This window comes from Enterococcus sp. AZ020, assembly GCF_050499205.1.
Classification (GTDB): Bacteria; Bacillota; Bacilli; order Lactobacillales; family Enterococcaceae; genus Enterococcus_L; species Enterococcus_L dunnyi.
The window spans coordinates 2,537,781-2,549,536 of record NZ_JBIPAT010000001.1 but is presented as its reverse complement, the minus strand read 5'-3'; the positions used below and the strand labels follow the sequence as shown (position 1 = coordinate 2,549,536).

Sequence of the window (11,756 nt, the reverse complement as noted above, 5' to 3'; positions counted from 1 at the left end):
CAATCTACACATCTATTGCATGGACAGAAACAATGCCCCCAACAGACGGAATCGGTCTTGCCATCACATTTTGCGCAGTCAAAGTGCCGATCGCTTCAGCTGCCCGAGTACCTGCTAAAACCGAAGCTTCAACAGCAGCAACATCCCCTTTGACCATGATCGTAACTAAAGTAGAACCAATATTTTCATAGGAAACCAGCTCAACATCTGCTGCTTTCAACATTTCATCACACGCTTTCAACGCCGGAACCAGACCAACAGTCTCAATAAGCCCCAACGCCTCTTCACCACGATAAACCAAATACAATCCCCCATTTCTAAAATAAAAGCTGAATGGGCTCATTCAGCTCTGACTGAAAAATAGAAAAATTTGATTGTGACTCTCTTTGTCACTAACCAATTTTGTCTTTTTTCCGAAGAGCTAGCCCATGAAGCTAGATAAAATAAAGGTTAAGTAGGCTCAATAAAACTCGACTGAAAAATAGGAAATTTTAACTGAGTCGTTTTTTGGCTCATTTCAAATTTATCTTTTTTCCGAGAGTTTAGCCTACGAAACTAGATAAAATAAAAGCTGAATGGGCTCATTCAGCTCTGACCGAAAAATAGAAAAATTTGATCGTGACTCTCTTTGTCACTAACCAATTTTCTCTTTTTTCCGAAGAGCTAGCCCATGAAGCTGAACAATCAAAGAGCCAAGCTGACTCAATAATTTCAAAAGAAAATAGTAAATCCCAACTGAGACACCTTTGGCTCATTCACAATTCACATTCTCTCAGAGAAATTTCTCTACATAACAAGCTAAATCATTACATCACTCTATATACTTTATCTACATATTTCTCAACTGTCGTTCGGCCTTCCTCTGTGATCGTATACGACATAATCAATTCTTCCTGATCATCTAAACAATAATTCGTCAATTCAACTAGACCATTGGCTTCTAAAGCCATTAAATGCTCTAAATACAATTTCTCATTGAACTGCTTCTCATGCCCATACTGAGGTCTCAATTCCTCCATGATCTTTTTTACGTCTAATTCTCGTTGATCATACATTTGATTCAGTACTGCTGTCCGGCTAGGTAAAAGCATTTACGCTTCCCCCTTTCTAAAGAAGTCCAACGGATTCATGGTAACTAAAATCGCTCCGATCACGATTACGATCGAACCGATGACCATGGTCGGTGTAACTGTTTGGCCTAAGAAGATCACACTGAAGATCACGCCCCAAAATGCATACGTTACATTCAGCGACATCCCAACAGCAGTCCCCACCATTGCATTCGCTTTATACCAAGTCAAGAAAGAAATTCCTGCACTTAGTCCAGATAATAACAACCACATCACTGGTGTCCCAGCAGCTAACGTCTTAAATAATAAGCCTACACCACCAACAAACGGCAAAACCAAGATCATCACGAATAAACCAGATACTAATTCACGTAAGTTGACTGCTACATCTGTATCGATCATCGCACCGCCGAAACTTGAAAAGACTCCTTCTAAGCCCCAAGAAACAGCTGCAATCAACGCACAGATAATTCCTAATGTAAAATTCGGTGCGCCTTCTGGTTTGACCATATTGATCACGATCGCCCCCATCACACAAACCACCATTCCCAAAACAATTCTTGCTGTCGGCTTCTGCTTTAAGAAAATCCATGAGAACAATGCGCCGAACAAACTACAGGTAGCGGAAATTGGGATCGCATAAGCGCCAGCCATTGCTAAACCAACAAGATAAGCCCCATTTGCGATCGGCCCGCCTAATAAGAACCCGATCACAAGCATTTTTCCTGGCTTTGTCTTTACCATGCGGATGATTTCCTTTAATCGTCCATGCTTTGCGTTATAAAATAAAAGAAAAATACCAGCAAAAAAATCATTTAACCCTGAACAAACAAATGGCGCAGCTAAAAATCCTGCAGCGCTGATCAGCGGATCATAACCACTGGCAACCACAACTAAAGTAGAGTAAATCCCATAAGTGATCCCTGAAACAAGCCCGTTTGTAATCCCCTTGACTTGAAATCCTTTGCTAACTTCTTTCATTTTTAGATCTGCATTTGAACTTGCACTCAGAATACTTTTTTCACTATTCATTGACGTTTCCCCTAACTATTTATTTGGCTTTATTTGCTGGCAAAATATTTTCCACTTCACCGTGCGGGCGTGGAATCACATGAACGGATAAAAGCTCTCCTACACGTTCAGCAGCACTCGCACCAGCATCAGTCGCTGCTTTCACTGCGCCAACATCTCCACGCACCATCACAGTAACAATTCCGCCTCCAACAAATTCTTTCCCGATCAAAGAAACATTTGCTGCTTTGACCATCGCATCTGCTGCTTCGATCGATCCGATCAATCCTTTTGTTTCTACCATTCCTAATGCATCATATTTCATCGTTTATTCCTCCTAAAATAGTTACCGTAAACCGGTTTCAATTCTTCTAGCACTCACTTTACAGTCTTACCTTAAGGGAGCAGTCAAGAAGATTTTTTTTCTGAAACACATCTTTTACTGGGTAATACAGCTTCCCCTTTCTCAATTATCCTGTATAAATGAGAATCCACTCCTGTTATAGTACGCAAAATATAATGGAAATCGTGTTTTATAACAATCAAATGATTAGATTGATTTTATTTATCAAAAAAGAACGACTCTTTTGCGTTGATACAGAATTTGTTGTTTTTTTCACATGACCGATTTCTGAGCAAATCTATCTTGCTCATTTTTTCACTTTCAAAGAGGAAGCACAATCCAAAAATAACGTAAAAAACACAAAAAAACTTTGATAAAACAATTTCTAATATACTTTTTATAACAATAAAAAAAGGTTGCCCTTAAGGGCAACCTTCAATAATTATTTCTTTGATAAACAAAATCGACTTCCATGAACTCTGTTAGTTACAAAATCCATACAAGCCGATCTACACAATCCTATTTTCTATTTTTTTCCGCTGGAATCAATAGTTCGATCACAAAATTATCAACATTCATGGTAGACCAATAATCGATCACATAACGTTCATACACCTCATCTGAGCATTGATAATCATGTTCCTTTGCCCATAACAGCATCTTTTTATATTGCTGACAAATCTCAGCCGGATCTCCTAAATAATAACTGGATAAAAACATCTGCCCACCAAAAAAAGTCGTCGGCATCTCACTATTTGCAATACTGACAGGTTTTTGCATCACATTCATTTTACGGGACTTAGAGGCCATTTTCTCCTCACAGTTCTCAAAGTGAAGAATCACAGGACCCGTAATTTCACAATCCTGCTCCTCTAAATAATTGACCCAAGGAATATTGATCACCGCATCCATATAGTTATAACAAAAATCCTGTTCCATAAATACATAGCTTTCACGGTCCAAATATTTCACATTGACATTTTGCAGCTGATTTTCAATTGCGATCGATCCTTCTCTCAACAAACCGATCCAGTCTGAGACAGCTGTATAACTATTACGAATACGCTGTTCTTCTCGTTTTAACTCAGACAGCTTCGTTAGAAAATTCGTCTCTTGATAAAAATAGTCTCCAGTGTTCTGCACATTACCCATTTCCTGTAACTTAAAGCCCATCTGCTTGTAATACTTGATGACAGGAATCAAATTCATAGTCTTTTCCGTATAATAACGGTAACCATTTTCCAAACTAACATGATCTGGCGTCAATAAGCCCAATTGTTCATAGAAACGCAATGTTTTGCGGGAAACATTACAAATCTTTGCTACCTCACCAATCGAGTACATTTGATTTACATTCGTACAGTTTTCCATTTTATTCATTTGCCTATCTCCAATAAACGCAACCCCTTACATTATTCATAATACACGAAAGTTTGTCAAGAGCGATTCTAAGAAATGAACTTCATTTTCCATTATTAACGTATATTTTCAATGAATTAAAACGAGCTATTTTAAAAAGTGCGGAACAAAACGAATGATCGATTTTGTTCCACACACTAAATCTGAACAGGCTGCTTCTTGCTACCCAGAGCAAAATACTTTGCTTTAGGCTCTTAAATTCTCTTCAAACCATTCTGCCACAACATCCATCATTTCACCTTTCACTAGATGACCTTCTCCTTCGCCAGTCATAAAACGACTGTTTCGAGCATAAGCTTCATCTGAAATCAGCTGATAAAAGTCTGCCATATCTTCATACGGAATTTTAGGATCTTTCGTACCATGCCAGAACAAAACAGGACGTTCCGCTATTTTTTCAGGTGCTTTTGATAGGTCATAATGTGTGACCCAACTTTGCAGTAACGGCAAATCCTTAGGTACAAAATAATTCATTTCAGCTGCCCGTTCCATTACCCGTTCGATGTAGCGTAAGGGGGCTGGCGTTCCCATCATACAGGCTGCCGTATTGATTTCCGGATGCTGAGTTAGTAAAGCACATGTCGTGATCCCGCCCATCGAAACACCCCCCACACCTATTTTATTATTTTCGATCAGCTCAAGCTTTTCAAAATGACGAATCAGTTGTGAAAACTCTATGATATTGTATTGGATGCTAGACCAAAATGTCACAGACGGAATCGGTGATACAGGACCTGTTTTACGTTCACCATGATTCATAGCATCCGGTAAAATCACCCGCATTCCTTTTCTCGCTAATTTTCGTGCTTGAGTCAATGATAATTCCTTAGCCGACTGCCAGCCATGATAGTAGACGACCAAAGGCAAAGCTTTGTTTTTTTCTTCTTCTGAAACAACTTCCAGTACAGGAATTTTTTTGATATAGCGATGTCGAATACTGATTTTCACTCTTATCACTCCTTCATCGATGATTCAACGAAACTGCTTTTTCCGCAGTCTGCGTCTTTTTCTTCTCTTTAGAATAACTCTTAAACGCAACAATATCAAAATTGCTGCAAATAGCCCCAATAGCCATTTTAACATCAATAATGCGACTGCCGCTATTTTATTCGCACGCACTGGCGTCTTATAGCTGTTTTCTATCTCTTGTAATTTTTTTTGCGGAATTTGATATGTCGTCCGCCCTTCTTTTAAAATATCGAGAGCATTCGCATAATTTCCTAAACCATCACTGGCTCTTAGATACATTTTACCTGGCTGACCCTCTCGGTTTAGATCAATTGTAAATTTTCCATTGTTTTCTACAACAACTTCCTGATAATGATACTCATCATGATCTGTATAAAACAGCTCTACTTGATAGGTACTTTTAGAAGCAAACATTTTTATCTCTCCAGATATCTTTGTTTTTTCCTTATCAAAATCGATGCTAGAAAAAAAAGCCGTTGGCTGATCACTACTCACCACATAGGGAACATTTTTATAGTGATAGATTTCATCATCCTCTGAAATGATATATAAATCTGTTGTAAAAATACCTAGTTTATCCGTTCGAACGGGATTCTTTTCATAGTAGATTTGTTTGACTTTGAGCTTATCTCTATAATAAATCGTCTCTACAAATCCAGCATAAACATTGGCTGGACTATTTAGTACAAAATTTGCAAAATACTGATATGGTCTTTTTTCAAATGGAAATCTTAAATACGTCTCTCCTTTTTTCTTTTTGATCTTTGTTGTCTTGCCATTGAGTACTTGTTTTCGCATATATTTCCTCGACAGCTCATTCGACGAATCAAACTTGCTTTCAGAAAAGTCCGTTACGTCTTCTGCATAAGAAATACTAGGAAAAAAAAGTACCCATAAACTAATGATAACAATCAATTTTTTCATAGAAACTCCTCCAACACCTTTGTACCTACCCTTTGAGATGAACGTTCATTTAATGACATCCTTACATTCCTTATTAAATAACAGTTGTCCCTCTAATTAGAGTATAAAGAATTTACAGCGTAAAGCAATGGATATTTGATGTTTTTAAAGTAAATATAGGAAAATAAGAAACAGTTTGACTTCTTAAACTTAATCTAATAGCATAAAAAAATGCACAAAACCTCCTTTCAGAGATTTCATGCACTCATCAACTATTTTCAGTTTGTAAATAACTTTTGCTCAATAAAAATCGTCAGCTGTAAATCATTTTGATTTAGCTCATCCTTCAATGATCATCAAAATCATCCACATCTTTCCAAAAGGTTTTTGTTTGAGAATGAACCTTCACAGTATAGACTTCAAAAGAAAGAACGACAGGATTCTCATGATTCAATTCTTTTTGATAGTGATTCAAACGATCTTTGAGTAGTTTGAATTCTTCGATGTCCTCAACGCTGAAAATCCCTTTTAACAAAACACTTTCATGCCTGGCTTCATCAAAACAGCAAACATTGCCTTTTTTATTATGCAGAATATTTTCCACTGTTTGACCATTACCATTTACATAAAATTTAAGATTGTAAAAACTCGCTCTAATGATGGGTTTTGACACTACGATCGCATTTGGAAATCCGTTCCGATCATTTGTGGACAGCAAAAATGAGTCACACGTTGCCAATAATTCTTTTGCATGTTCGATTATTTGTTTATCCATATGCTTCACCTTTACATTCTTTTCTAAAATATAACATGAAATAGCCAATAGAAATAATCATATGATGAAGAATGGAGGAAATTTGTAATTAAACATAAAAAAGACCCTGTTTCCATTATTCATGGTACACAGCCATTCATTTCAAATCAAGACTCTTATTTTAGAACATTAAGTATAGTTATTGTTCAAACCCTTTGGCAGTTTCTTTAAATGATTGCTGAGCCATTTTAACCCATTGTCCTTTTGCTGTCGCATTAAATTTTTCTATATAGGCACTACTATCCGCCTGTATTTCATCAAATGCTACTGTTTCCATTTGCTTCGTGATTAATTTTGCATTTTCAGAGATCGTGACATGCTGACTAGCCGTAACTGTGCGAATAATCGTTTTTTGTAGCTTTTTCTGAATCTCATTAAATGCTTTGCCGACGCCATCAAGCATCTGCCTCACTCCTCTCTTTTTGACAAGCAATTATTTTCTCTTCATAGTCAAGTGTTTGTTTTTTATGCTCGAAGGCAATCCGTACTAGTTAATTTTTTTAAACCTATAAATCCATTTAAAGTCAGTATCTTGTATTTATTAAAGAGTACTAATATTTTTGTTTCAGCAAGATTTATAGATACAAAATACTGACTTTATAGGAAATTTAAATTAACTAGCACCATGAGTTGAAAGAAACTAATTTTCGGAATCTTTCACTGGTACCTAGATTAAATTAATATTTTTTTTATTGATTCATGTCTAATTATTGGATAATCCAAATCCAAATAATCTTGTCCTCTATAAGAAAATCTTGTTTTACCATTTGAATTGTTTCCGATTATTCCAACTGAGTACAGATCTTGTAAAATTTTACTTAATTCATGCTTTTCAAGTAGTTCACTTATTATAGGAATTTGTTGTCTTTTCCGTTCAATCTCAATACATAATTGATTGTAATCAATAGATTTTGAACCTTGAAGTATCATTTTTATGCCTATAAGATCATCAGAAGTATACTTACTAGTCAGTTCTTCACATAGTTCTGACCAAGTATTTTGTCCATACGACTCTCTAATTCCTTCTAGTACTTCTTGAGAAAAAGAATACTTATTCCCATACTTAGATACAGCCAGATTACATAGTCTTACTATATCTCTAGGTTTCATATAAGTTTGTCTTAAAATATAATTTTCAGTTGCTAATTTTTCTTTAAAAATCTCTTTGACAAAATAATTATAAAAAATTTGTTTATCTGAAATATTCTGGTTATTAATATTGAATTTTTCCTCAGAAGCCCTAATTTTTTTTGAGATTATCTTTATCAAGGGATTATCTATATGATTTCCTCCAGTTTGTGTCCAACTAAGAACATGCCCAAAGTCTTCCATTAACTTATTTATTTCTTTCCCATAAGAATAAACCGAAGACATTACTTCTGATCTTATAGCCATAATCCATTTAACAGAAGATTTATTTTTATTTGAAAGAAAATTCATTCTTTTTACTGCTATTATTAAATCCCTTATTAGGACTGTATCCCTAACAAAATTATTTTCATCTATTTTATTTAACTCAATTTCATCAATAAAAAAGAAATAATTTTTTGGACCTATTACAGTTAATTTCAAATATAATTCATCCAATTCTTTTAATGTACTACTTATTTCTTTTTCTTTCTCTCGTACATTAACATTCATATCAATACTGGCTGAGGTATATTTAAAACCAGATTTTAATTTTAATAAAAATGTATCCACAGACAATAGTGATTCTTTATTAATTTTATCAATAATTTTTTTATACTTTTAAAAAAATCGTTATTAACAAAAAATTTTTTTTCTGATAGTTCTTCAGCTACCAATTTATGCAAATATAGCTGCCATACTTTTTCAAAATTAAGTGCACTTATCTCTTTATTGTTAAAGTTTTTCAAATCTGTATTCATCAAATCTAAAAAATCAGATTTTTGTTCTTCATCGATGTCTTCTTTATATAAAATAAATCTAGAATTTCCTTTTTTCAAAGAGTGTAAATACATTAACAACGCAGTTTTTCCAGTACCCTTTCCACCTACTATGAAATATTTTTTTCCCTCTAAAAAATCATTATAATCAAAACTAATTGGTGCATAAAATGAAGATAAAAAAAACTTCTTATCAAAATCATATTCATTTCTTGCATCAGTTTTCCCAAAATCTAAATCTTTAAGTTGCAGTTTCATATAAATTATCTCCTTTTCATTATTAAAGTAAGTATCACTTCTAATGTCCTAATCTCAATTTTTTTAAAATCACTCTTATGAATATCCTTAGAAACTCCAAGTTTTTTTCAGCTAAAACTAATTTTTTAGTTATAAATAAAGACACAATTGATCTGACAGTTTCGTTATTTAATCGCTTAGTTGACATAATAAACAATTATACCAAGTACCAGGCATACCAACCCTTTCAGCAACCAAAAACACTAAAATCAATTGGTCTACCTCAAAAGGGAAACAGAAACCCTATTAGATCAAGGTTTCTGTTTTTTCGTTTTCGTGGATCTCATTCATTTTTTTTGAGGAGGTTTGTTATTGAATTTTTAATTACAGTGTTTCTTTGATTGTAATTTTTTTGTATGAGGTATTGTCAATTTGATTCATGATATTAAGTCTCAATTCTATTTCTTGTGGTGATTCATACCCTTTGAAGAGAATCTCTTTAATATCTTCTTGATTGAAAAAATAATTACCTTCGTTAAATTGCCCTTGCGGATAAAAACACCCCGCATAATCAAAATATCCAATGTCGCCCTCATTGTTATACAAAGGAAATCGCGATGTGATCATTAATTCTTGTTCCCCATTTTCTAAAAGTACTACTGTTCCTATTGGTAATAATTCCATTGTTTAATACCTTCTTTATCAATTTATTTTTAGCATAAGACTTTTCTTTACTCTATTATCTCTAAGGAAATTCAAATTTTCTATAAGTGGTATCAAAAAGCAACATAATAAACTTAAACTTAACAACGATATATAATTTTTTTCGTCAAAAAACATAACAGACATTAATGTGAATAAAAACAACCATATTCCTATTAAGGTTATTTTTATTTGTTTCACTTGTTTTAGATTTTCTATGCAATGTTCAATCTCTTCATTGGAAAGTTCTATTTCAATCAATTGATCTGAGGAATACGATTTATGGAGAAAATATAAACTGATTATCCCTAAAATAATACCGCATATACAAAAGGTAAAATATGCATTTTTAGTACTTTGTATAAATGTATTTCTTAAAATTATGCTTAGTGGAGCTAGAAACATAGCAGAAAATCCCCATTTTTTATCAATAACTTGATTTTGAAAAGAATAGAATTTACCAGATTTTTCTTCAAAATAGATGGATATATTTGTGTCTATACTTTTGCTGAGATAAGTATATTTTCTTTTTTCTTTTGTAGTTATTTCCATAGTGAACCAAGCCACTTTCCTACTGATTTGACGGCGTTCCCAACCGGTTTTTTCAATTTGTCGTAAGCGTAATCTATAGCTGTGTTAACTATAAGTCCAGCTCCTACAGTTAGAGCTACAGCTCCTAAAATAGGTAATCCCGAAATGGCTCCTACAGCAAGTCCAATACCAACCCCAGCAATGGCATGTGCACCGGTTTTAGCTAATGCATCATGTGCATTTTCTCCGCTAGCTACTTGTGATCCATAATCAATTGCTGCGCCAATAAATGGCATAGCCTTACCAGCACTTCCTATAATCTTAGAACCGGCATAGAATCCTGAAGCAATTTCGGTACCTCCAAAATACTTCGTTCCTGCATTAAACATAGTGGTTGCAACTTTAGGACCACTTTGGTTTAACCATTCCTCTCCTAGTCCCATTGCAACATCTTGATTGATAGGAAATACCGTATCTTCTATGAAATTCCCTTGTGCTTTCGCGGTCACTTTGGTTTTCATTTTTTCGCGATCTTTCCACCGAGAGTTAATCGGTTTTGCCCAGTTCATATCTAACTTTTTGATATTGAATGTTCCTGAAGACGCATTCCATGCGGTACAATTTTTTACTTGAGCTAAACCATTATTTAATTCTTGTTGAGAAGATTCATACTCCGAAAAGAAACTAGCAGACTGAGCGCTATAAGTACGTAATTTCTCTAATTTTTCTTGTCTCTTTTGCATGGCTTCATAGGCATTCATTGACCGCCTCTCTAAATCCGGTCTTGGTGTCTTAGCCATGCGAATCAAGTCATCAAGTGAATGGATCAAGTCTTGATAGCCATCAATTTCTGCTTGAATTTTATCTTCATCCGTATCTAAACCACCAACAGTTGCTTGATACTCACTTAGGAATTTCTTGTGCGCACTAGCAAGCGCTTCGCCAGTCATAATAATCGACTGACAAATAGGGGTATAAGCGACCATAAAATAATTCTTAGCGGAATCATAGGCTTTACTTGATAGAGGTGCTGATAAAAACGATTGAATACTTTGTTGTAATGAAACAGCTGCTTGTTGTGCTTGACTGCTTACTTGTGACGCTTGTGAACTTCTTGTCTGTGCTTCTGACACAATAAATTTAAGACCCACTTTTATTCTCCTCTCCTTCATTTTTTAAAAACGTTCGTTGCTCTGAACGGGTAGAATCTTCATTTTCTAACAAATCTTCATAGTCTTTCTGTAATTGTTCTTGTTCCTCTTCAAATTCTTGTAGAGCTTTCCGTGATAATTGTGTTCCTTCAGTCAGTCGCTCCTCGAAGAAAGCACGCTCTTCTGGCTCAACTTCGTTTAGTGATTGTTGATACATCGTATTTTCTTGTTGTTGTACGTGATAAAACTGTTCCTGTAGTGACTCAAGAAAACGTCGTTCTTTTTTATTTTCTACCTGTGCGTCCTGAAGTTCTTCCAATCGGAGTCTATACTGATAATTTTGATCTTCAATTTTTTGTTGAGACGCTAAATCCATTAGTTTAGACCTCCGAAAGAAAGATTCGGTAATTGAGCGATCTTTTGATCAATCCGTTCAAACTCTTTCGCAACAGAGTTGATATTGTCTCCTGCTGCAACAATACTAGTAGAGATACCCGTTAAGCTTGATTGAAAGGTCGAAAAACTCTGAATTGCTGAGCTATTTCCAGCAACATTGATTTGTCCGGAAGCAACAGATACAGAGATACTGTTTAAAGCACTCGCAGATTGACTGAATGAAGCAGATACACTACCAGCAATACTGCTATTACTTGAAATTGCCATATTTTCCTCCTCCTTGTAAAAAAAGACCTGGAGACA

At 34.8% G+C, this 11,756-nt stretch carries 16 protein-coding genes; all 16 read right to left on the bottom strand.

Annotation, left to right across the window (positions count from 1 at the left end; all coding sequences use genetic code 11):
* Positions 1–4: 4 nt before the first annotated feature.
* Positions 5–343, bottom strand: a complete 339-nt coding sequence (locus IGI58_RS12220) for a BMC domain-containing protein (protein WP_429956324.1) — start codon at positions 341–343, stop codon at positions 5–7.
* A 463-nt stretch (positions 344–806) separates the two neighbouring features.
* Positions 807–1,091 (bottom strand): hypothetical protein, encoded by a 285-nt coding sequence (locus IGI58_RS12215; protein WP_429953195.1) that lies wholly within the window; start codon positions 1,089–1,091, stop codon positions 807–809.
* Positions 1,092–2,102: a DMT family transporter gene (locus tag IGI58_RS12210; protein WP_087639292.1), complete on the bottom strand. Its 1,011-nt coding sequence runs from the start codon at positions 2,100–2,102 to the stop codon at positions 1,092–1,094.
* A 19-nt stretch (positions 2,103–2,121) separates the two neighbouring features.
* Entirely contained in the window at positions 2,122–2,406 is a 285-nt protein-coding gene (locus tag IGI58_RS12205) for a BMC domain-containing protein (protein WP_087639291.1), read from the bottom strand.
* 537 nt (positions 2,407–2,943) lie between these two features.
* On the bottom strand, positions 2,944–3,804 hold the full coding sequence (locus tag IGI58_RS12200) for a MerR family transcriptional regulator (RefSeq protein ID WP_429953196.1): 861 nt from the start codon (positions 3,802–3,804) through the stop codon (positions 2,944–2,946).
* 225 nt (positions 3,805–4,029) lie between these two features.
* Positions 4,030–4,791, bottom strand: coding sequence for an alpha/beta fold hydrolase (locus IGI58_RS12195; protein ID WP_429953197.1), 762 nt, complete (start codon positions 4,789–4,791; stop codon positions 4,030–4,032).
* Between the two features lie 24 nt (positions 4,792–4,815).
* Entirely contained in the window at positions 4,816–5,736 is a 921-nt protein-coding gene (locus IGI58_RS12190; RefSeq protein ID WP_429953198.1) for a hypothetical protein, read from the bottom strand.
* Between the two features lie 325 nt (positions 5,737–6,061).
* The gene (locus IGI58_RS12185; protein ID WP_429953199.1) at positions 6,062–6,490 is read right to left on the bottom strand and encodes a pyridoxamine 5'-phosphate oxidase family protein; all 429 of its coding nucleotides are present in this window, start codon (positions 6,488–6,490) and stop codon (positions 6,062–6,064) included.
* Between the two features lie 178 nt (positions 6,491–6,668).
* The gene (locus IGI58_RS12180) at positions 6,669–6,932 is read right to left on the bottom strand and encodes a hypothetical protein (protein ID WP_429953200.1); all 264 of its coding nucleotides are present in this window, start codon (positions 6,930–6,932) and stop codon (positions 6,669–6,671) included.
* A gap of 269 nt (positions 6,933–7,201) precedes the next feature.
* Positions 7,202–8,230 (bottom strand): P-loop ATPase, Sll1717 family, encoded by a 1,029-nt coding sequence (locus tag IGI58_RS12175; protein WP_429955300.1) that lies wholly within the window; start codon positions 8,228–8,230, stop codon positions 7,202–7,204.
* A complete protein-coding gene (locus IGI58_RS12170) occupies positions 8,212–8,694 on the bottom strand; it encodes an ATP-binding protein (RefSeq protein WP_429956323.1) in 483 nt (160 codons plus the stop codon). Before IGI58_RS12170 ends, IGI58_RS12175 begins: the two co-directional genes overlap by 19 nt.
* A gap of 363 nt (positions 8,695–9,057) precedes the next feature.
* Complete coding sequence (locus tag IGI58_RS12165) at positions 9,058–9,357, bottom strand: DUF4176 domain-containing protein (protein WP_429953202.1); 300 nt, start codon at positions 9,355–9,357, stop codon at positions 9,058–9,060.
* Positions 9,358–9,375: 18 nt separating this feature from the next.
* The gene (locus IGI58_RS12160) at positions 9,376–9,927 is read right to left on the bottom strand and encodes a hypothetical protein (RefSeq protein WP_429953203.1); all 552 of its coding nucleotides are present in this window, start codon (positions 9,925–9,927) and stop codon (positions 9,376–9,378) included.
* Positions 9,918–11,057: a T7SS effector LXG polymorphic toxin gene (locus tag IGI58_RS12155; RefSeq protein WP_429953204.1), complete on the bottom strand. Its 1,140-nt coding sequence runs from the start codon at positions 11,055–11,057 to the stop codon at positions 9,918–9,920. The genes IGI58_RS12160 and IGI58_RS12155 overlap by 10 nt, the downstream gene beginning before the upstream one ends.
* Entirely contained in the window at positions 11,047–11,433 is a 387-nt protein-coding gene (locus IGI58_RS12150) for a hypothetical protein (RefSeq protein WP_429953205.1), read from the bottom strand. Before IGI58_RS12150 ends, IGI58_RS12155 begins: the two co-directional genes overlap by 11 nt.
* The gene (locus IGI58_RS12145; protein ID WP_429953206.1) at positions 11,433–11,720 is read right to left on the bottom strand and encodes a TIGR04197 family type VII secretion effector; all 288 of its coding nucleotides are present in this window, start codon (positions 11,718–11,720) and stop codon (positions 11,433–11,435) included. The genes IGI58_RS12150 and IGI58_RS12145 overlap by 1 nt, the downstream gene beginning before the upstream one ends.
* Positions 11,721–11,756 lie beyond the last annotated feature (36 nt).